The organism is Treponema rectale (assembly GCF_014202035.1).
Lineage (GTDB): Bacteria > Spirochaetota > Spirochaetia > Treponematales > Treponemataceae > Treponema_D > Treponema_D rectale.
In genome coordinates this window covers 201,019-223,184 of the sequence record NZ_JACHFR010000002.1, presented here as the reverse complement: position 1 = coordinate 223,184, position 22,166 = coordinate 201,019, and the positions used below count along the sequence as shown (strand labels likewise).

The following is a 22,166-nucleotide window of genomic DNA, read 5'->3' as shown; positions in this document are numbered from 1 at the left end:
CTGTCCAAAAAGTATGAGTCATTGCCGTGCTTGATACCCTGTCATTGCCGTGCTCGACATCCTGTCATTGCCGCACTTGATGCGGCAATCTCATGCAGGGGGATTTTCGGGTTAAGCCCGAAAATGACACTTTTTGAACTTATTGGTCATCCCCTCTCAGGGATGAGCGGTGAGCGAAGGGCGGAACAGCCGACCTGCCGGCAGGCAGGGGACGCCCGCATTAAGAGACGCTTCTTCTTCCGGCAAGAACTTCCTGATAGTCGATGTAGTTTTCCTGAAGCAGTTTAGGTGTATCCAGACCGTACGGGCAGTGAGAAGAGCATTTGTTGCAGTGTATGCAGGTTGTAATGAGGGACATTTTTTTCTGCCATTCTTCATTTAACCAGGAAGCACTTGGGGCTCGCCTTAACATTAATGACATGCGGGCGCAGTTGTTTATTTCTATTTTTTGAGGACAAGGCATGCAGTAACCGCAGCCACGGCAGAAACTTCCGCATAATTCCTGTCTGTCTTTTTCTACAAGCTGCTTAATTTCTCCGGAATATTCCGGTTCTTTTTTCTGGAAAGAAATAAATTCTTCAAGTTCAGACATTCGTTGAATTCCCCAGATAGGGAGCACGTTGTCAAACTGATTTATGTATGCATATGCAGCGGCAGCGTTTGTAATTAATCCCCCGGAGAGAGCTTTCATTGCAATGAAGCCCATGTTTTTTTCTCTGCATTGTTTTACGAGATTGAGTTCTTTTTCTGTAGACAGGTAGCAGAAGGGAAATTGAAGGGTTTCGTATAGACCGCTTTCTATAGCTTCCTGTGCAACATTAAGCCTGTGGTTTGTGATTCCGATGTGGCGGATTTTTCCCTGGGCTTTTGCTTCCAGCATTGCTTCGTATAGTCCGCTACCGTCACCTGGTTTAGGACAGAAGGCCGGGTTATGAAACTGATAAAGATCGACGTAATCTGTTTTAAGGTTTGTAAGGGATGTGTTCAGCTGGTTCCAGAATTCTTCCGGAGTCTTACACATTGTTTTTGTTGCAATAAAAACTTTTTCACGGATGCCTTCAAATGCAAGTCCGAGTTTTTCTTCGCTGTCGGTATAAAAACGCGCAGTGTCAAAAAAAGTCCATCCTGCTTCATAGGCACGGCGGATAAGTTTAACAGCATCTTCTGTAGAATCTCTTTGAAGGGGAAGACAGCCCAATGCATTTTTTAGGGTAGAGATTCCTGTGGAACCAAGGATTACGTTTTTCATTATTATCTCCGGTCTGGTATTAGTTTAAAAAAATGCCGCTATGGCATTAACCATAACGGCAGGATTTTTTAGCGGAAGATTCCGAATGATGCAAGCAGAATTACAAACAGCAGAACAGGACACAGGAACTTAATCATGATTATATAAAGTGTCTTGCGTGCAAAATGTTCTCCGTTGCGGGTGATTTCGTCTACAATAGTTTTTGGTTTAACAACCCAGCCGATAAGGAGACATGTAAGAAGTCCTACGACAGGCATGAGGATGTTGTTGCTGACATAATCAAAAATATCAAGAATCTGTGCAACAGCTCCGTTTGGAAGGTTGTATTCGAAATAGAATTTGTTATAGCCGAGACAAACAACTATTGAAATTACAAAAGCTACTGATGACATAACGAGAACTGCCTTTTTGCGTGACCAGTGAAGTCTGTCTATCATGCTTGAAACAATTGCTTCGAGAATGGAAACTGCACTTGTAATTGCGGCAAACATTACCATTACAAAGAAGATAAGTCCGATGAATGTTCCGAACTTTCCAAGAGAAAGGAATACTTTTGGAAGGGTAATAAAAATAAGTCCAGGGCCGGCACTCATTCCGTCTGTACCGGAGAATGCAAATACAGCCGGGATAATCATCATACCAGCAAGGATGGCAATACCGGTATCGAAGATTTCAATCTGGTTTACTGATTTGCCGAGGTTGTTTTCTTTTTTCATGTAAGAACCGTAGGCAACCATGATTCCCATGGAAATACTCAGTGAGTAGAAAAGCTGACCCAGTGCATCAACTATGATGTAAAGAAGTTTTGAGAAGGTCAGTCCCTTAAAGTTAGGAATAAAATAAATTGAAGCGCCCTGAAGACCTGTTCTTGTTACTCCGTCTGCATCAGTATGTTTGAGGGTAAGGGAATAAATTGCAATGAAGACAACGATGAGGAAAAGAATAGGCATGAGGATTTTTGAATAGCGTTCGATTCCCCGTTCTACGCCTTTGTAAACAATGATGAAGCAGCATAATGCAAATATTACTGTGTAAAGAATTGGCTGCCATTGTGAAGTTATGAATCCGGTGAAGAAGCCTTCTTCAGTTGTAACTTCACCAAGGAATGCAAGATAGGTGAACATGTATTTCATTACCCATCCGCCGATTACGCAGTAGTATGGATAAATAATGAACGGAACAATGAATGAGAAGAAACCAAGGAAGCTCCACTTAGAGTTCAGTTTTTTATAAGCAGTGAGAGGGCTTTCCTGAGTTTTACGACCGATTGCAACTTCTGTGATGAGCATTGCAAAACCAAATGTTACGGCAAGTATCAGATAGATAAAAAGAAAGATGCCGCCGCCGTCTTTTGCAGCAAGGTAAGGAAAGCGCCAGATGTTTCCAAGACCTACAGCACTACCGGCTGCTGCAAGTACAAAACCGATTGAGCTTGTAAAGGAGTTTCTTGGTTTAGATAAATTTTTTTCTGAATCCATAGAATTAAAACCTCTTATACATTTTTTTGATGTAAAATCTACTATATAATAAATATTAGACTGTGACTATTGTTTTTGCAGCAAGAGCAATAACTTGCGGATAAAAAAAGTTTTTATTATAATGGCAGTGATTTTTGGAAAGATGTCCGAGTGGTTTAAGGTACACCCTTGGAAGGGGTGCGCAGGTGAAAGCTTGCCGGGGGTTCGAATCCCCCTCTTTCCGTTTTTTTTTAGGTGTTTCCTTTTTTAACGATGACACTGTAATTCATAATCACTATAATCGTTACAAAATCAAATCTATCTTACATATTCAGAAGGTATTTTATGTTGCTGGCACAGATTTTTGCTGTTGCAATTTTTCTGGTAATGTTTTCCCTGATCATTACTGAAAGATTCCCTAAACAGTACACTACTTTGGTTTGCGGTGCACTTACACTGCTTTTAGTTTTTGTAGTTGGCTTCGGTGTAAAGCTTGGGGACTGGTCACATGCAGCTCTTGCTGTAAAAGAGACGCTTAATGTTCATACGATTTTCAAGCTGGGGTTCTGGTATACAGCAGCCGGTGAAGTTGAATCCAGTGGAATTGACTGGGGAACAATTATTTTTCTTTCAGGCATGATGATTATGGTTGAAGGAATGGCTCATGCAGGATTTTTCCGCTGGTTGTGCCTTCGTCTTGCAAAGGCAGTTCACTATAAAGTAATTCCTATTTTTATTGTATTCATGATCATGAGTGCCGTACTCTCTATGTTCATTGATTCAATTACAGTAATATTATTTCTTGCAGCAGTTACGGTTGAACTTTCCATGCTTCTGAAGTTCAGCCCTGTTCCTATGATTCTTGCAGAAATTTTCTGTGCTAATCTTGGCGGTTCTTCTACAATGTGTGGTGATCCGCCAAACATCATCATCGGTTCAAAGCTGGGATATTCATTTATGGACTTCCTTACAAATACTGGTCTTATAGCAGGAATCTCTCTTGTAATTGTTGTCATTTATTTTTATTTTGTCAGCAGAAAAGAACTGAGCATGACTTCAGGAGAAGTTGATTCTTCAAAATTTCCGGTTCCGGAAAGTGCAATAAAAGACAAGGCAAGTTTTACGGTAAGCTGCATTATTTTTGCCTGTGCAGTTGTTCTTCTTGTTACACATGCGAATACACATTTAAGTGTTGCAACAATCGGACTCGGTATTGCAGTTATTACGCTTTTAACTTCAGTAAAGCATATTCCTGAACTTCTTAAGAAAGTTGATTATCAGACACTTCTGTTTTTTATAGGTTTGTTTATAGTTGTCGGCGGACTTGAGCAGACAGAAATACTTAAGCTTATTGCCGGCTTTATTGAAAAAGTTTCCGGCGGAAATGCTTACCTTATGATTGCAATTATTATCTGGGTAAGTGCTTTTGCTTCTGCATTTATTGATAACATTCCTTTTGCTGCAACAATGGTTCCTGTAATCAGAAGCCTGGCTGCAACATCCGGTGTTTCACTTTCTACAATGGCATGGGCTCTTTCTATGGGAACTGATATCGGTGGAAGCGGAACTCCAATCGGTGCAAGTGCAAATGTTGTCGGAACTTCTGTAGCTGCAAAAGCCGGACATCCTGTGGGCTGGGGAAAATACTGCAAGGTATCTGCTCCGGCAACTGTAATTGTTCTTGCAATTTCTACTGCAGTTATTTTTATCCGTTATCTGTAAAAATGCGGTATAATTGGAAGAGTGTTTTGACGGAGGAAATAAAATGAAACAGCTTATAATTTCCATTGGTCGTGAATATGGTTCAGGCGGTCATGAGATAGGACGCAAACTTGCAGCAAAACTTGGCCTTGAATTTTATGACAGAAATCTTCTTGATGAAATTGCACATATAAAGAATTCAGATGCGGAACTTTTGAAGAAGTATGATGAAGTTCCGAAGAAAAGATTTTTCAGCCGTACAGTGCGGGGCTATAGTAATTCACCGGAAGAAAATGTTGCAGAACTTCAGTTTGCGCTTCTTAAGCAGAAAGCTGCAGATGATGATTCTTTTGTAATTGTCGGCCGCTGTACTGATGAAATCTTTAAAGGATTTGCAAATTACGTTTCTATATTTATAACTGCTGATGAAGAAGAAAAAGTTAAGCGTGTTGTTGAATGCCGTAAGAAGACAGAAAAAGATGCACGTAAGACAATAGAGCGTCATGATAAAACACGCCGTGCTTATCATGATCATTTCTGTAAATCAAAGTGGGGTCTTGCATCAAGCTATGACCTGTGCATTAATTCTTCTGTTTTGGGAATTGATGGAACTGTGGATTTTCTTGCTGAATATGTTCAGAAATTCCGCAATGACAATAACTAAAAATAATTGTATACTGTGAGAATGACAGATACAGAAATTTATAATCTTATAAAAAAGATTTCTATCATTCTTGCAGTTGTGGCTGTTATTTTATTTATGGTTGCTTCCAGAAAGATATATAAGTTTTCTATAGACGAACCTGTGCTTTATGAATTCAGGTTTGAACAGCTTAATCCTTATGAAAAGGGTATAACGAAAGCTATGGAAAAAACCGGTTCTGTTCAGGATAAGACTTTATTTAAGAGAACCAGGAAAACCAAGAGCAGCTATGATTTCTTTGATGATGTTTCCCGCAAGCATAAGTAAATTTCGAGTAAATTTTTATATTCTTATGACAGTGCCTGAGTGACTGGATGGCAGTGAAGTTGCTGCTGACGGTTACTCAGGCACTGTTTTTTTTGTTCATATTACATTATAATAGGATAGTTTATTTTATCTAACTGAGGTTGTTATGAAAAACATTCAGAACAAATGGATCAGGGGTGCAATTCCGGCCCTGCTGCTTCACTGCAGTATCGGTACGGTTTACTGCTGGTCTATTTTCAGTCAGGAAATCGCCGGCTACATCGGGTTTTCAAAAGGGGCAATTGAATGGGCGTTCAGTTTTGCCATTTTCTTTTTGGGCATGTCAGCTGCATTTCTTGGAAATCTTGTTGAAAAAAACATTCACAAGTCTTCTTTAATTGCAACAATTACATTTGCTGCAGGTATGGCCGGAACAGGTTTCTTTATCTGGTACGGAGGAAAGAGCTTTAATGGTGGTGCAGGTCACGCCAGCGTTCTTGCTCTGGTAGGTATTTATGTCTGCTATGGCTTTATCATGGGTATCGGTCTTGGTACCGGTTATCTTTCTCCGGTAAAGACTCTTATGCTCTGGTTTAAGGATAAGAAAGGTCTTGCAACAGGACTTGCCGTAGCCGGATTTGGTGCTGCAAAGGCAATTGCTTCTCCTATCATGCAGAAGCTTCTTTATTCAGATGTTAAGAATCAGATTCAGCGTGAAGGCGGAATCTACATGATGTTCTTTATTCTTGCCGGCGTTTATTTTGTAATGATGTTCCTCGGACATCTTCTTCTTGCAAAACCGGCTGACTGGGTTGAACCGCAGACTAAGGCAAAGGATGAGGGAATCATTGCAACTCTTAAACGTGAACCGATTGTAAGTTATGTTGCAATCTGGCTTATGTTTTATATTAACATTACTTGTGGTCTTGCACTTATTTCTCAGGAAAAGATGATTGTTAAGTGTATCGGTCTTGCAGCTTATGCAGGTCTCTTCTCAACAATCTCTGCTGTATTTAATGCCGGCGGACGTCTTGGTTTTTCTGCATGGGCAGATCACATGAAAGACCGCAATACGGTTTACAAGCTTATTTTTATTCTTTCAATCGCATTTACTGCAGTTGTTTATTTTACAAAGGGAATTGCGAACGGAGACGGAAATCTTCTTCTGATTATTTTTGTTCTCGCTCTTATTTTTATTGTAAACGCAGGATATGGCGGCGGTTTCTCTAATATTCCGACACTTCTTTCTGACCACTATGGAATGGGTTCAATTTCTGCAATTCACGGAATTACTCTTTCTGCATGGGCATTTGCAGGTCTTTCCGGAAATCAGATGGCTAATGCAATCGTAAGTCATACAGGTAAGTTTGTTGAACAGCATGGTGTTCTTGTTAATCCTACAGGATATCAGAATGTTCTTATCGTAACCGGTGCACTTTACATTGTGGCACTTCTTCTTTCTGTATTCCTGGTAAAACCGGTAAAGAAATAGAGTTTGAAAAGCTAGAATAATTATAAGGCGGTTCTGCAGCTGTTACTGCGGGACCGCTTTTTTTTGGGGTTTATTAAAAAGTATGTTTTTTAATGTAAGACACAGGTTGTTTGAGTAGAATTTGTATAGTCTGATATACGAATTCGGTGAAATTTTGTTTATTGGATTATGCAACTACGGTTACTATGTAAACGACACAAATTTGTTACTAAAACTATACAATTTTAGTAACAAATAATACATGTAACTTAATTAACTTGCTATATTAAGTTACATAAGTTACAATAACATTATGAATGCAGAAGAAATACTTAAAAAAATTGACTCTCTTCCATCAGGTGGCCTTACTACAAAAACAATCAGGGACAAGGCTTATACTTATTATCAATGGACAGAAAACGGAAAACAACGTTCACGAATTGTAAAAGAAGAAGAGTACGATAATCTAAAAAATCAGATTGAGGAAAGAAAAGAACTTCAGGCTCAGCTTTCAAATCTTGAGATTTATAAGAATAAAAATGCTGCAACCTCACAGGAAGAAACACCAGCTTTTATTACGAATGTAAGAATCGGTAAAACTTTGGACGATTTTTCTGCTTCAATTAAAGACTATAAGAAGCGTGAATTATACTCAGCAATTGAGCAATATGTATATGGCGATAGTCACGACAAAGTATTCATTCTTTATGGTCTGCGAAGAACTGGAAAAACAACGTTAATCAGGCAGATTATTTATAACATGAAGGATGAAGAGAAAAATAAAAGTGTCTTCATTCAGATTAATCCTACAAATACATTGGCTGAAGTAAATAAAGACTTACACAAACTTGAGACTCTCGGATATAAATATGTTTTCATCGATGAAGTCACGATGATGGATGATTTTATCCAGGGAGCCGCATTGTTTTCTGATGTTTTCGCCTCAAGCGGAATGAAGATTGTACTTTCAGGTACTGATTCTCTTGGATTTGTATTTTCAGAAGATGAACAGCTTTACGACAGATGCTTTCTATTGCATACCACATTTATTCCTTTCCGTGAGTTTGCAAATGTTCTGGGAATTTATGATATTGACCAGTACATGGAATTTGGCGGAACGATGAGCCAGAGTGGCGATAATTATAACAAGGCAATTTTTGGTACGAAGAAAAGCACTGCAGAATATGTTAATACTGCAATTGCCCGCAATATTCAGCACTCACTTAAAAATTATCAGTATGGAAGTCACTTTAGAAACCTAAAAGCACTTTATGATAAAGGTGAGCTTACAAATGCCATAAACAGAATCGTTGAAGATATGAATCATGATTTCACGATTGAAGTACTTACAAGAACGTTCAAATCACATGACTTTGGCAGTGCGAAAGATATAATGCGAAAGGACCGTGAAAATCCTACTGATATTCTTGATAATGTTGACGGTGAAAAAATTACTGAAAAACTTAAAAAGCTTCTAAGAATTCTGAACCAGGAAGAACAGAAAATTGAAATTCAGGAAGCCCACAGGCTTGAAATAAAAGAATATCTTGATTTGCTTGATTTAACCTGCGATATTCCTCTTGTTAATATGAATGATTTAACCAGCAAAAAAGTTACTACAGTTTTCAGCCAGCCAGGTCTACGATATTCACAGGTCGAATCTTTAATAAAGAGCTTAATGATGGACGAAACTTTCAGAAATGTTGATGCTCAGGAACGCAAGCGTATTACGGAACGAATCCTTGATGATGTAAAAGGCCGAATGCTTGAAGAAATCGTGCAGCTTGAAACAAAAAAAGCAAATCCAGATCTGGAAGTATTCAAACTCCAGTTTGCCGTTGGTGAGTTTGATATGGTCGTTTATGATCCGGAAAATGTATGCTGCAAAATCTATGAAGTAAAACATAGCAAAGAAAAATCACCGTTCCAGTACAGACATTTGATTAACGAAGAGAATTGTAAACAGACAGAATTCAGATTTGGAAAAATTCTGGAAAAAGTCGTCTTATATCGTGGCGAAACCTGTGAAGAGGAAAATGGCATCCACTACAAAAATGTGGAAGAATATTTGATTGAGAATTGATGTATATAATTTCTTGAAAGCTAGGCCCTGTTCATTAAAGGCAAAGGGGCTTCATATATATTTTATGTCGCTTCCGCCAAACTGGAGCCTTTATAAATCAGAGCTTGTAAAACACTGCAAGGATGGAATTGAATCTGTGAATTCCCTAAATTCTTAAATTATTTTTCATGCGGCTGTTCTCAATTACTAAAACTAATAAGTCTATATATTTAATATTAAAATCATTTTTAATTTCGCCGATGGAATCATCTATACTTAAATGATATATAACCAAAATAATTGACATATTTTCTCTTCATGATTATATTTAAAGAAGTTCCGTGGTAGAGCTAGCAGTCAGTGTGAAGGTTTTAATCATACCATATCTAATCTAATTAAATAATATTTGCCTAGAGCATCGGGATATTGCTGCTTTAAGGTACTGACACAGTAAGCAAAAGCAATAAATGTATGCTCAAGGAAGATATTATGAATCATATTGAATTCATCCGAAAGCAGGCCAAAAACTTTTTAAAGGATTGGCAGACTCAAACCAAAACAGTTGAAAGTGATGGGTACATTTCTTATCACTATGATTGGAAGTTCTACGATGTTGGAGATCTGTTCTTTTATTTTGAATTAGATGATAAAGACGAACAGAATTACAGCCTTGGCCATGCACAACATTACATTGCTCAGATGGTTGGTTTTAAGAAATGGGATGATCTGACTAACGCATCTGAAAAAGAACTTGAATTAGCAGAGTTCTTGTTGCGCCATTTCAAAGACGCTCAGGATTTACAACAATGGGAAGAAGTGACAGGTGACCCACACATTACGCCTGACAATGCAGAAGAATTATTAGATTATGCTCAATACTTTTATGGATTGCAAGAAATACAAAGTATTGCATATTTACCTGTAGATGAAGTCACAATTCTATCAGGTAAACAAAAAGCAAATGAAATGAAACAATTTGATGCTGAACATGCTCCAAATCGGTCTATGCGCAAAGATTCTTATATTTTCTGTACTCGCTGTAACAAAGCTTATAACTTTAATCAATCAAAAGTTATTAAATCAAACACAAAAAACATTACAATGGTCGTTTGCAAAAACTATCCGGATTGTCGTGGAACTTATCTTGATTATAAAGTATTAAGTCCAACAATTATGTACAAAGAATCAAGACAGGCTGCATTGGAAAAAGGAATACATTCCTTTAAAACTCATTTTACAATGGATACAAAAGTACATTGTATTCACTGTGGAAAAGAATATTTATATAGAGAAGCAAATGTTGTTCAATTTCCAGATAATGATGAACCTTTAGTTTACTGTAAGCATTATCCAGAATGTAATGGAAGCTTGATTGATATGATGGAAGTCTAAAAAACAAAACCGCAGGCAATCTGCGGTTTTCATTTTTAAGGAAAGTAACAAAAAGGTATCTTGGCTTTTTACAGCAACCAACGAAAATACCTATCAGAGTGGATGAATAAATGCAATATTACAGTGTAATAAGGTATATTCAAATTTGTTATTCTCTAACCTGTCTGAATACACGAACCATAAATTCTTTTTCCACAAAGGAGCAAGAAACTAAGCAATCAAAGATTAATAATCATCTTTACACATACATAAAGAATAATCGATTTCTGGATAAACAGAGTCCCAGTATTCATCATGATTTTGACGATTATGTTTCTTTTGATATTTACTTTGGATTTTTCTTAGTTCATGGATAATCGTTTTTTCAAAAACAATTCTTTGTAAATGAACTGTAATCCTTGTTATTCGATTGTAGACTTTAGGTGAAGCATAAATGCGATTGCTATCTATGCCACTGACATAGGAACGAAGTTGACAAACTTCCTTTTGGCAACCATGTGCAACTACTTCAGGCCTAGCCTCCAGAGAATTAAAAAAATCTTTTAGTTTCTTTTTCATAGAAACCCCCTTAAAAATGATTTATTTTGAGTTCTGAGAACTCTTATAAACACATTAGGGATGTAAATATTATATTGAGATGTATACTACAGGACAAGAGTTGCTGTTGCCGTTCCCAATTTTTCTAAATACCTTTATTGTCTAATATTAGTTTTACTATTTAACTGCTTATTGACCAAAATTTCCTTTTTCTGATATAATCTTTTTTACATCGGGCCATTAGCTCAGCGGTTAGAGCAGAGGACTCATAATCCTTTGGTCCTAAGTTCAAATCTTAGATGGCCCACATTTTATATATCAAGCTGCTACTTTTTGTGGCAGCTTTTTTTTTAGTCAGTCAGTGTAAAGATGAAGTCAGATAATATAAAACTCCAGCATTTTGATATGAATAATATTCCCAAACTAATTGAAAAAGTTTATCCGTTGTGGCAGCCACCGGCAGGGGATGAAGTTTTTAAGAGACTTTATGTTGAATATATTATTCGCAATAATATATTTAAAAATGAATATCAGTTTGAACTGGATGATTCAGAAACAGGAGCATTTTGTGCTGCAGCTTTTGCTGCTCGTAAAGGAGAGCATACTGTTGCTGAAGACTGGTTTGATTCAGCATTTTCAGGATTGAATACGGAACTTAAAGTAACTACGGGAATGTGCAGGACTTATCTTAATCTTATGGACAGCAGAACTTTTTCTCTGATGGATTCGGAGGATGTTAAGCTTGCTTTGTTCATAAGCCTTGCGCCTGGATACGGTTCAGAAATTTTAAAAAGGGTGTTTACAGAATTAAAGGCAGCGGGACATAAAAAAGTTTTTCTATGGACAGACTGTGAATGCAACTGGCAGTGGTATGAAAAACACGGATTTGATTTAGTTGAGAAAAATATTTACGAACCATTTTCTGATGATAAAAATAAGTATGCCACTTTTATTTTTAAAAAGACTTTGTGATGTGAATTTTGATATACTGAAAAAGTGAAAATACTTCTTGTTTCTGTTAATGCAAGTTACATGCATACAAATATTGCAGTTCGTGATTTAAAAAATTATGCCGACAGATATTTTGAAAATAAAATTGAAAAGCCGCAGATTACTTTTGCTGAATATACAATCAATCAGCCGCTGTCAGAGGTTTTAAGAGAAATTGCTTTTTCTGAAGCGGACTGGGTTTTGATTTCAACTTATATCTGGAATGCTGAATATGTAAGTAAACTTTTGCCGGAAATAAAAAAAGTTCTTCCGGGATGTGTGCTTGGCGCAGGAGGACCAGAGTATTCTTACGGTGCAGAAAAATATCTTTCTGCCATAAGTGCTCTTGATTTTATTGTATCTGGTGAAGGGGAATTAACCTTTGTGGATATGATAGAAAAAAGTGAATTTGATTCATCAGGTATTCTTTCAAAGCTAAAAGAGATAAAAGGTATATATTACAGAAACAGCAACGGACACATAGAATACACCGGTAGCAGGGAACTGATAAAAAATCTGGATGAAATTCCTTTTCCGTATCCAGAAATTTTAAAAGGTGAAGCAGATCCTGATCATAAGATTTATTATTATGAATCAAGCAGAGGATGTCCTTTTGGATGTTCTTATTGTCTTTCTTCCATAGATAAGCGTGTCAGATTTAAAAGCTTGGAACGTACCTGTAATGAATTACAGCTTTTTCTTGATAACAATATAAAACTTGTAAAATTTGTAGACCGCACATATAACCTGGATGAAGAACGTTATATCGGAATATGGGATTATATTTTGGAACATCACAATGGAAAGACTATGTTTCATTTTGAAATTGAGGCAGAATACCTTTCAAAAAAAGCACTGGATTTTTTACAGAAGGTTCCTGAAGGTGTAATGCAGTTTGAAATGGGCGTTCAGTCTGCAAATAAAAAAACTCTTAAAGCTATTAATCGTTCAACAAATACAGAAGGGCTGGCAGAAAAAATAAAACTTATTCCCCGTACAATTCATCAGCATCTTGATTTGATTGCAGGACTTCCTTATGAAGATCTTGAAAGCTTCGGACATAGTTATGATTTTGTTATGGAACTTCGACCTGATGCACTGCAGCTTGGTTTTTTAAAAGTTTTGAATGGCACCACAATGGAAAAGTATGCAAGGGAAAATGGCTGGAAGTGGATGGACAGTCCTGTTTATGAAACCTTTTCTACTCCATATCTGACTTTTAAAGACATGGCTTTTTTAAAAGATATGGAAATAATTACGGATTCATTTTGGAATAAAGGAAACTTTTTACATCTGATGAATTATGTATTCAGGAAAATGAGTCCGTGGAATTTTTTCTGCAGGCTGCTGGATTATGGCAGAAGCATAAAAGCCTTTGCCCAGGCAAGAAAAGATTCATACTGGTTTCAGCTTATTCATGATTTTATAAATTCACAGGCAGATTTTTTAAGCAGCTGTGGTTTAAATTTAATTCTTATGAACGATCTGCTCCGTTATGATTTTATAAAAACTGGAAAAAAAGGAAATTTTCCATCATGGTATAAACATAATTATGATAGAGCAAGACACAGACAGCTGCTGGAAGAGGACATTCAGCTGAAGGATGCCAGAATGGGTTTTGCCGTAACGGAATATGAAGAATTTGATTATGATGTCAGGACAGAAAGACCTGAAGAGAATCAGGGGCACACGGAATTTATTGTAAAGTATGACATTGTAAATTGAAAATTTTGCTATAAAATAATACGTTAAGAATAGTCTTTTATATATTTGCAGGAACTTATTACGATGAAAGTACATTCTAAAAAGAATTCACTGGTTGTCATACCGGCAATCATTATTGTTTTAATATCCGGTTTGTTTTTTTCCATTCAAAAATTTGATGAATACAGACTAAAAGTAAATCTTTCTGTCTTTCAGGAAAGAGAAATGAAATCTTCCGTAGAAAATTTCATAAAGATTATTGATTTTATGCGTAAGGACATGATAGCTAACCTTGAAAAAAAGGGAGTTAAATATACTGAAGACAGCATAAAGAATGCAACTTTAACTTTTGTTCGACATGTTGTTCATGAAGCAAATTTTGCCAACGGTGCTTATTTATGGATTAATGAAGTTGTAGATTTTAACGGCGGTGAGAATTACGGTATAAGGCAGGTTCACGGAAATCTTCCGGAAACAGAAGGTATGTTTCTTTCAACTTCCATGAAAGATGCAAAAGGAAACACTCCTTATCTGACTGAACTTGAGGGAATAAAGGAAAAAGGAGAAATCCTGTACAGGTATTATTTTAAAGAATATCGCTCGGATAATGTTTCTGAAAAAATTACTTATGCAAAATTATATGAACCTTATAACTGGATTGTCTGTACAGGAACTTATTTGAATTCGTTATATGAACCTGCTGGCGGTGTAAGCAATAAAAGCAAATTAATTTTTTATACGTTATGCATGATTCTATTTACACTTTCGGTATTGCTTTTTGTTTATATTGTTGCAGTTAACTTTATCAGTTCAAGAAAACTGATAAGAGAAACAGAATCGCTGAGGGGGAATCTGGCAACAGATGCTCTTACCGGAGCATGCAGCCGTCGTTACGGAGAATCCTTGTTGAAGGAATACTATAATAATTTTATTTCATCTGGAAAAAATTATTCGCTTGCAATACTTGATATAGATAATTTCAAGAAAATAAATGATACCTATGGCCATAAATCTGGTGACGATGTAATAAAAGTTATGGTAAATACAATAAAAGAATTTCAGAATTCAGATGATCATATTATTCGTTGGGGTGGTGATGAATTTATCCTTACATATAACAATCTGTCTGGTAGTCTGGACTCTGTTTTAGGAAAAATAAATAAAAAGAATTCTCAGCAGACGGTTATTACAGATTCTGGAGAGAAAATTAATTATACGATTTCGATAGGAGCAAGTATTTTTAATTCCAAAGACAGATCGTATGTTGATGCCATAAAACGTATTGATGATGCGCTTTATCTGGCTAAACGGAAAAAGAACACTTACTATATTCTTTGATTCTTAAAACTTAAGAGGATGTACTCTGTATTTTGTTTTTAGATAGACAGCATGTTTCTGTCATGTTTTAATTGCATATTTTTTTCTTAATGAACCAGAAATAATATCCGGTAAGTATGACTGCAGTGACGCACCAGCTTATCGGGTAGCATGTAAGGAGTGTATAAAAATCTTTGTGAGAGTTAAAGACTGTATATACCCATGTTATTCTTACACCGCATACTCCGAAGAAAGAAATTACAGCAGGCGCAAAAGACTGTCCGTAACCTCTGAGTGTACCGGAGAAGACTTCTATTAAAACATTTACAAGCTGGAACCATGTGATGAATAAAATTCTTGTCCGTCCGTAAGAAATAACATCAGGGTCTTCATTAAAGAAGAATAAAATTTTTCTTGCAAAAACTATTAGTATAAAAGAAATTATTACAGTAAAACCTGCATCAAGAAGAAGAGCCCTGCGGGTTACTTTTTTACATCGCTCTGTCTGTCCTGCTCCATAGTTTTGTCCTATAAAAGTTGAGGCTGCCTGACTGAAGGAATTAACTACGAAATATGCAAATATTTCTATATTAAATGCTGCTGCAGAAGCTGCCATTATGTCTGCGCCGAGAGAGTTTATTGATGACTGAATGATGATATTTGAAAAAGAAAACAGCATGGACTGTATTCCTGCAGGAACTCCGATTTTAAGAATTTCCTTGAGAATAAGACCATTTATCTTTAAGCATTTTTTTTCTATACGAATTCCTGTTTTATTATTCAGAAGAATAAAAAACATTATAAGTGAACTTACAAGATTAGAAAGTACAGTAGCAATTGCAACTCCATCTGCATTTCGTTTGAGGCATATTGTAAAAAAAAGATTGAGGAATACGTTAAGGATTCCTGCAATGATAAGACAGAAGAGAGGTGTTTTTGTATCACCGTATGAACGGAATATTGCAGATTCAAAATTATATAAAAGTATAGCCGGCATTCCCATCATGTAGATTCTGAAATATGAAGTTGCCATAGGAAGAACGTTTTCCGGTACGGACATTAAGGAAAGAATCGGGCGTGCAATTATCTGGCCGAGAATGGCAAGAAAAATTCCTCCTGAAACGCTTATGATTACGGCAGTTCCTGTTGCTTTGTTTATTTTGTCGGGATTCTTCTGTCCTATATATCTTGCAATTATAACGTTAACGCCAAGTGAGATTCCTACAAAAAGATTTATGAGAAGACCTATTACGGGTGTATTGCTTCCAACTGCCGCCATTGCAAATTTGCTGGAGTATCTTCCTACGATCATCACGTCTGCTGCATTAAACAGCTGCTGTAAAATTCCTGTTAATGCCAGAGGAAGTGCAAATAAGAGTATTTTATCTGTGATGGAGCCTGAAAGCATTTCAATTTTTTTTGACATAGTTTGTCTCACTTAATCTGGTTAAAGTATAGTGGAAAAGTTTTTTAATTTTAATAGGAGCAGATGTAAATTTTTTTTTTCATTCATTATAATCTCTGATTATGTTTGAAAATCGTCAGAAATTTTTTGGTGTCTTATTAGCAGCATTTTCTATTTTTATCTGGGGTGTAACTTTTGTATGTACTAAATATCTACTCAGATACTTTTCTTCTCTTGAAATTTTATTTTACAGGTTTGTTGCAGCATATGCAGGATTGTGGATACTTCATCCTAAGTACGAAAAAATTGAATTTAAGGATAACATCCTTTTTGCACTTGCAGGTTTGTCCGGTGTAGTTTTATATCAGCTGTTTGAGAATATTGCCATTCATTTTACGAATGCATCTAACGTAAGTGTTATCGTAAGTATATGTCCCCTGTTTACTGCTGTTGCCAGTCAGTTTTTCTTAAAAGAAAAGCATATTTCTTTCTGGTTTATTACCGGATTTATTATTTCAATAATCGGTGTAACTCTTGTATGTCTTAACGGAGATACTGCATTGAAATTTAATCCGAAGGGAGATCTGCTTGCACTTTCATCGGGAATATGCTGGGGATTCTATTCAGTTATTGTTTCTATACTGAATAGAAGAAAGTATAATCTTGTCTGTATGACCCGGCGTATTTTCTTTTATGCCGTTATCATGATGATTCCGTTATCATTGATTGGAATGAATTTTACTCATGCAGACGGAGATTTTCTTAAATCACTTTCGTTTAATATTAATCTTTCTTTTAATGCTGCTCGTTTTTCTAATATAATGAATGTTATCAACATGCTGTTCCTTGGTGTCGTTGCAAGCGGTATTTGTTTTACAATGTGGAATAAAGCCTGCAATATTTTAGGAACAGTAAATGTAAACTGCGGAATTTATCTGATTCCTGTGGTAACGATTGTTTTTGCTTTTTTTGTCCTTGGTGAAAAAATTACGCTCCTGGGATTTGCAGGAGCGGTTATTACAATTATGGGACTTTTTATAAGCGAAAAAAAATCTTCAACATTGAATTGAATTAGAATTTATAAACTGCAGTTATTCCGAAACAGCTTAAGTCTTTGTATTTTCCATAAAGGCCGTCTTCTGTATTTCCTGGAATAAAGAAATCTCCTTTTAAAGAAAGTTTCAGGCTGTCAGAAATACTGTATTCAGATTCAACAGAAAGCATGGATGAAAATTCATTTAAATCAAGAAGACCTGTAAAAAAGGGTTTTAGAAAGACTGAGGCTTGTCTGATGAATAAAGGATTCCCGGTTTAATTCATTTTTTGTTCCGGAAATATAATCCATGTAATATTGTGCTGTAACTGTCCATGAGGAAGGCATCCAGTCAAAACCTGCCAGAGCTTTAAACTGATTCTTTTTTAATTCATCGGTTATAAAGCGTTTATAAAAAAATGCTCCTTCAAGTCTGATAACTATTTCTTTAACAGGAATTGCAGCATCAAGTCCAAACATCGAAAGTCTTTTGTAGTTTCCTGTTATGTCTATTGTTTTGGAAGAATCATTTTCATCAGTGCGGACAGCATATGAAAGAACAGGTTCCCTGTCATAGCCGTAGAATCCGTAAAGAGAAATATCTGCTGAAGAAAAATAGGAACTTATTCGCAGGGCAGTTTCTGAATTGAAAATATTTCTATCCGGTAAAATAAGATTTTTTTCTGAGACATTATTTACAGGAAAAGTATATTCTCCGATTTGTATTGAGTCAGGAACAATAATTTTTTTTAACGGATTATTTTCTGCAAGGGGCAAAGTGCTTGGTGTAAAAACCGGAATCCAGTAAATGTCGGTACAGATTTTTTCTGATTTAAAAGAAAGTTTTGCTGCATTAATTCCCAATCGTGATTCAGCATAGTCAGAGGCAGAAAGTGAAGTTTCGTCTTTAGGGTACAGAATGTCTGTAACTTCCAGGCCGTCTGCCTTTCCCCATGATGTAATCTGGCGCCCAATCCGTAGAGCCCACCATTTTCCCGGAAGGAAATAATTATTGCTTCTTTATAGCTTCCTGTCACTTCCAGCTGATATTTTATATGGTTAATAAGATGGATTGTGTCATCAACGGCTATACCTAGAATCATCGGCATGATTGTCATGGTAAGCATATCCAGTGAGAAGTGTGCATATCCCATAACTCCTCCAACAACAATAACCGGTGCAAGATTCGGAATCATTCCGATAAGACCTGTTTTAATGCTTGAGAATGCAAGTATTAAAAGAATTGCGATTACAATAAATGAAAGTGTAAAGGATTTTAGTTCTGCGGTAACAAGCTTATGGTTCATCTCCGCATATTCAACAACTTCTCCAACAATGCTTATACCGGCATCAGGAAAAAGTTCTGCTGCATATTTTTTTGCATTATCAATATCTTCTACAATGAGGTTTGCATCATAACCTGAAAGTTCAACATGAACATGGGTTATTCCAAAGTTGTCACTTTCAATATCAAACCAGTCCTTGAAACTGTCGGAGTAGAAAACAAGATTCTGTGCAATTATGTCGTCATCATCAGGAATTGAATAAAAGTTAATGTCATCTTCATTGAACATTCTGTTTATTTCTTTCATCATCTGACAGGCAGAAGTTACACGGGGTTTTTCTCCTGAAATTTTTGTCAGGTTAAGACTACCCAGCTTGTTTTCCAGAGCTTCAAGATTTTTAAGTGAATCAGAATTTTTAAATGCTTCAGGATCGTCATAGCTTATCATTACATCGTAGCTGTAAAGGCTTCCAAGTTTTCCGGAAAGCATGTTAAGAAGTCGTTCAACATAAGGAATTTTTTTTTCCATCATTTCAATGTAATCCATGTTTACACTGATTTTGAAAATTCCAGGAATCATGGCGGCTATGATAATAAATGATGCAGCGGATATAAGAAGTTTTTTATCAATTATTTTGTTTCCGATTTTTTCAAAGCAGAGGTCTGCTTTTGTTGCTCCGTTTTTTTTTGTTTCCGGTTCTGTAATGAGTATCTGTTTGTCTTTTCCGAAACTCATCAAAATAGGAATCAATGTTATGACGTAAAGATAAACCGTAAATACTATTGAAGCGGAAATTCCTCCGACCCATCTTATAGGTCCGATTCCGGCAAACAGAAATGAAATCAAAGATGCAACGGTAGTTATTACGGTAAATAAAATCGGCCATCCGGTTTCTTCAACGGCTTTTACTACGGAGTCTTTTCGGAGACCTGTCCGTCTGAAATGCATTCGGAAGGAATTAACATAATGAACGGAATATCCTACAGACAGTGCCATTCCTAAAAGAATCGGAAGAGTAATCATGTTTGAGTCTGCCGTGATTCCCATAAGGGAACTTAGGCCGAGAACTGAACCGATTCCTGCTGAAGTTGCAATCATAGGAACAATTACACCTCTGAGTGAACGTACAAAAAGAACAAGACATAAGAGCAGGACGTGCGATGTTTTCTGAAGCATATTCAATCCCTCCCTCATAATTTTCCAAAGAGAGAATAATGTAAGTCTCTTTAGAATCATCAGATACGATATTGTTTACAAGAGATTCCCTGCTCAAGATAAAATCTTTGATTCTCTGCAGTTCTTCTTTGTCTTGAGGAACTTCATTGTCAAAAGGATTTTTAATCTCGATGCTGTCTTCTGTTCCTACAGGAATTTCAACCGTCATTATCGAAGTAGCTTTGTCTGCATAGGGAACTTCGTTTTCAAGCCGTTCACCCAGAATTTTTATTTCTTCAAGAACTTCCGGTGCAAAAACATCTTCAGCCTGAACCATGACAAGTATAAAGTCATCACTTCCGAATAATTCTTTAAATCTGTCGGAGTCAATTTTTACCTTTTTCCAGTCTTCAAATCAGTCTTCTTCGTTATTTGCCATTTTTAATTTTGGCAGACCTGAAAGACTGATGATTGAGAAAATACAGATGAGAATCAGGATAACCCATCTGAACCGCAACTGAAACTGCCCAGCCTTCTTAAAAAAGGAATTTATGTTAGAAATCTGCATGGTACACATCCTTTAATATAGAAATATATTAGCAATGGCTAACTCTAAATCTAATATTATATAACAGTGTTATGAATGTCAATGCAAAATACCCGGAGAAAAAAAACTGCCTGATAAGTATGATGCTTCTTATCAGGCAGTTGTCTTGTTTTAAGTCGTTGTAATGTCACGACTTAAAACATCGCTCTTTCAGAGTTATCTCTAAAAATTGCAATTTTTAGAGATTTCCTTATTTTTTATTTTACATTATCAATGATGAATGTTGTAACTGAGTTTGGAAGGAGAGTTGCGTTAAGAATTCTTCCATCAAGGTTGATAGGATCAAGTTCCTTAATGTTTTCTCCGTCAGCCATGCTTCCGCTTGTTCTGATTACGCGGGAAGTATTTCCGGTCTTCTTGAATGAAGAAAGATCAATCTGAATTTCTTTGTCAGATTTTTTATCATTTACGGCAACTATAACAACCTGTTTCTTTTTTGGATCGTAAGCAGAAACAGAGAAGTCTGCTGATTCAAGAATTGTACATCCTGGACGAATATATTTTGAGAACTGAGCGCATGCAAAATATTTTTTTGTAAGAATAATTTTTTCGTTGTCATGATCTGTTACAACAAGTCCCCAGTATCCCCAGCGTTCATGATTAAGGTCAATCATGTCATGGCGGTCTTCATTTCCATTCATGCCGACTTTAGAAATATGATTGTCGATTGCCTGCCACATTATCCAGGTTGAAGGAAGAAGTCCGTTCATATCAATAACGATTCTTTTTGCAAAAGAAAGGGCTGGTCCCATTTCTCCTGCATCTTCTCCTGCACGGTCGCCACCGTCAACTTCACTCATCCAGAGACCTTTTTTATTTGCAACTGCAAGTTCGCGAAGTTCTTCACGGCCAACACCTTCATAAGTGTGAACGTCAATTCTTTTAAGAACTTTTTTTGCTTCATCACTGAGCTGGCTGAATGCGTAAGTCTGAGTGTCGATACTTGTTTCATCAGTTCCGCAGAGAATTACTTTAGAAAGTCCGTGGCGTTTAAGTGCTTTATTCATTTCTACAAGCATGCGGCTCTGACTTTCTCCGATGTCAAAATGGCATCCTTCCTGCTTCCAGGAATTTGCACCCCAGTAATTTGTAGCAGGTTCATTCATTGGATCACAGCTCTGGAAACTTACACCCCATTCTTTTTTGTAGTGTTCCATTACAGTTGCCATATATTCTGCAAAATTTTCGTACTGGTCATCACGAAGGTTGTTGTCTTCTGCATGTTCTGCTCCGGAAGAACAGCCTGAATATGTCATGAAGTATGGTGCTGAGTTGGAGAAGGCTTCAACGATTACTCCGTCGCCTCCTACTTTAAGTGCACGAAGAAGAACATTGCGCTGGTTATGGTCAGCTGTCCAGTCATATTTTAAAGTGCCGTCTTCATTAAGGGTTGCATAACCCGGCATGTTGGAATCAGTACGGGTGATGTGATGATGGGAAGGATCGTCTCCGCCGCCGATATTAAAGCGGATAACGTTAAAGCCCAGGCTGTTTCCTTCATTGCTGTAAAGAAGTTCAGCTGCCTGCTGTGAAAGAACGTCAGAATATCCGATTCTGTTTGCCCACCAGCAGAAACTTGTACCCCAGCCTTCAAAAGGACCGAATGGTGATGCATTTTTTTTATCTACAACGATTACGTCAGCAGTTTTTTTATCTGCGTCTGAAGTTTCATTGTCCTGAGAAAATCCGTAACCTGCAATCATGGCACCTAAAGCCGTTGCTGCAATGATCTTTTTTGCTTTCATTTTTCCTCCGAAAAATTTACCTATAATATGAAAAGGTTTTCACCTTTAAGATTATCAGTGATAGTTTTTGTTGTCAATTTTATTTCCAGGCAGGAAAAAATTTATC

19 protein-coding genes and 2 tRNA genes are annotated in these 22,166 nt (G+C 36.6%); 12 read left to right on the top strand and 9 right to left on the bottom strand.

Annotated features, from left to right (window positions below; translation table 11 throughout):
• Positions 1–220 precede the first annotated feature (220 nt).
• Together HNP77_RS05610 and HNP77_RS05605 are read right to left on the bottom strand one after the other, a co-directional pair.
• Positions 221–1,249 carry an aldo/keto reductase gene (locus tag HNP77_RS05610; protein ID WP_184652193.1) on the bottom strand — a complete coding sequence of 343 codons (1,029 nt, stop codon included), beginning with the start codon at positions 1,247–1,249 and terminating at the stop codon, positions 221–223.
• 68 nt (positions 1,250–1,317) lie between these two features.
• The gene (locus HNP77_RS05605; RefSeq protein ID WP_184652192.1) at positions 1,318–2,727 is read right to left on the bottom strand and encodes a sodium-dependent transporter; all 1,410 of its coding nucleotides are present in this window, start codon (positions 2,725–2,727) and stop codon (positions 1,318–1,320) included.
• 136 nt (positions 2,728–2,863) lie between these two features.
• Between HNP77_RS05605 and HNP77_RS05600 the strand changes: the two genes are divergently transcribed.
• The 7 genes from HNP77_RS05600 (at position 2,864) to HNP77_RS05570 (ending at position 10,281) form a co-directional block, all read left to right on the top strand.
• Positions 2,864–2,950: transfer RNA gene (locus HNP77_RS05600), tRNA-Ser, on the top strand.
• A gap of 101 nt (positions 2,951–3,051) precedes the next feature.
• On the top strand, positions 3,052–4,428 hold the full coding sequence (locus HNP77_RS05595; RefSeq protein WP_184652191.1) for an ArsB/NhaD family transporter: 1,377 nt from the start codon (positions 3,052–3,054) through the stop codon (positions 4,426–4,428).
• A 43-nt stretch (positions 4,429–4,471) separates the two neighbouring features.
• Positions 4,472–5,071: a cytidylate kinase-like family protein gene (locus HNP77_RS05590; RefSeq protein ID WP_184652190.1), complete on the top strand. Its 600-nt coding sequence runs from the start codon at positions 4,472–4,474 to the stop codon at positions 5,069–5,071.
• Positions 5,072–5,092: 21 nt separating this feature from the next.
• Complete coding sequence (locus tag HNP77_RS05585; protein ID WP_184652189.1) at positions 5,093–5,377, top strand: hypothetical protein; 285 nt, start codon at positions 5,093–5,095, stop codon at positions 5,375–5,377.
• Between the two features lie 145 nt (positions 5,378–5,522).
• The gene (locus HNP77_RS05580; RefSeq protein WP_184652188.1) at positions 5,523–6,848 is read left to right on the top strand and encodes an MFS transporter; all 1,326 of its coding nucleotides are present in this window, start codon (positions 5,523–5,525) and stop codon (positions 6,846–6,848) included.
• A gap of 292 nt (positions 6,849–7,140) precedes the next feature.
• A complete protein-coding gene (locus HNP77_RS05575; RefSeq protein ID WP_184652187.1) occupies positions 7,141–8,910 on the top strand; it encodes a DUF6788 family protein in 1,770 nt (589 codons plus the stop codon).
• A 468-nt stretch (positions 8,911–9,378) separates the two neighbouring features.
• Entirely contained in the window at positions 9,379–10,281 is a 903-nt protein-coding gene (locus HNP77_RS05570; protein ID WP_184652186.1) for a hypothetical protein, read from the top strand.
• A 225-nt stretch (positions 10,282–10,506) separates the two neighbouring features.
• Here the strand turns inward: HNP77_RS05570 and HNP77_RS05565 are convergent, their stop codons facing one another.
• A complete protein-coding gene (locus tag HNP77_RS05565) occupies positions 10,507–10,839 on the bottom strand; it encodes a hypothetical protein (RefSeq protein WP_184652185.1) in 333 nt (110 codons plus the stop codon).
• Between the two features lie 213 nt (positions 10,840–11,052).
• Between HNP77_RS05565 and HNP77_RS05560 the strand changes: the two genes are divergently transcribed.
• The 4 genes from HNP77_RS05560 (at position 11,053) to HNP77_RS05545 (ending at position 14,850) form a co-directional block, all read left to right on the top strand.
• Positions 11,053–11,125: transfer RNA gene (locus tag HNP77_RS05560), tRNA-Ile, on the top strand.
• Between the two features lie 62 nt (positions 11,126–11,187).
• Positions 11,188–11,790: a GNAT family N-acetyltransferase gene (locus HNP77_RS05555; RefSeq protein ID WP_184652184.1), complete on the top strand. Its 603-nt coding sequence runs from the start codon at positions 11,188–11,190 to the stop codon at positions 11,788–11,790.
• A 24-nt stretch (positions 11,791–11,814) separates the two neighbouring features.
• Complete coding sequence (locus HNP77_RS05550) at positions 11,815–13,533, top strand: DUF4080 domain-containing protein (protein ID WP_184652183.1); 1,719 nt, start codon at positions 11,815–11,817, stop codon at positions 13,531–13,533.
• Between the two features lie 63 nt (positions 13,534–13,596).
• The gene (locus tag HNP77_RS05545; RefSeq protein ID WP_184652182.1) at positions 13,597–14,850 is read left to right on the top strand and encodes a diguanylate cyclase; all 1,254 of its coding nucleotides are present in this window, start codon (positions 13,597–13,599) and stop codon (positions 14,848–14,850) included.
• 67 nt (positions 14,851–14,917) lie between these two features.
• Here HNP77_RS05545 and HNP77_RS05540 read toward each other — a convergent pair whose 3' ends face one another.
• Positions 14,918–16,255, bottom strand: coding sequence for an MATE family efflux transporter (locus tag HNP77_RS05540; protein WP_184652181.1), 1,338 nt, complete (start codon positions 16,253–16,255; stop codon positions 14,918–14,920).
• 101 nt (positions 16,256–16,356) lie between these two features.
• On the opposite strand from HNP77_RS05540, the gene HNP77_RS05535 reads away from it, so the two are divergent.
• Positions 16,357–17,304 carry a DMT family transporter gene (locus HNP77_RS05535; RefSeq protein WP_184652180.1) on the top strand — a complete coding sequence of 316 codons (948 nt, stop codon included), beginning with the start codon at positions 16,357–16,359 and terminating at the stop codon, positions 17,302–17,304.
• 1 nt (position 17,305) lies between these two features.
• On the opposite strand, the gene HNP77_RS05530 is transcribed toward HNP77_RS05535, so the two are convergent.
• The 5 genes from HNP77_RS05530 to HNP77_RS05510 all read right to left on the bottom strand — a co-directional run bounded on the left by HNP77_RS05530 (position 17,306) and on the right by HNP77_RS05510 (position 22,060).
• A complete protein-coding gene (locus HNP77_RS05530; protein WP_184652179.1) occupies positions 17,306–17,458 on the bottom strand; it encodes a hypothetical protein in 153 nt (50 codons plus the stop codon).
• A 19-nt stretch (positions 17,459–17,477) separates the two neighbouring features.
• On the bottom strand, positions 17,478–18,044 hold the full coding sequence (locus HNP77_RS05525; RefSeq protein ID WP_184652178.1) for a hypothetical protein: 567 nt from the start codon (positions 18,042–18,044) through the stop codon (positions 17,478–17,480).
• Complete coding sequence (locus HNP77_RS05520) at positions 18,017–19,729, bottom strand: efflux RND transporter permease subunit (RefSeq protein WP_184652177.1); 1,713 nt, start codon at positions 19,727–19,729, stop codon at positions 18,017–18,019. Before HNP77_RS05520 ends, HNP77_RS05525 begins: the two co-directional genes overlap by 28 nt.
• Before the next feature lie 394 nt (positions 19,730–20,123).
• On the bottom strand, positions 20,124–20,276 hold the full coding sequence (locus HNP77_RS05515) for a hypothetical protein (protein WP_184652176.1): 153 nt from the start codon (positions 20,274–20,276) through the stop codon (positions 20,124–20,126).
• A 236-nt stretch (positions 20,277–20,512) separates the two neighbouring features.
• On the bottom strand, positions 20,513–22,060 hold the full coding sequence (locus tag HNP77_RS05510) for a glycoside hydrolase (RefSeq protein ID WP_184652175.1): 1,548 nt from the start codon (positions 22,058–22,060) through the stop codon (positions 20,513–20,515).
• Positions 22,061–22,166 lie beyond the last annotated feature (106 nt).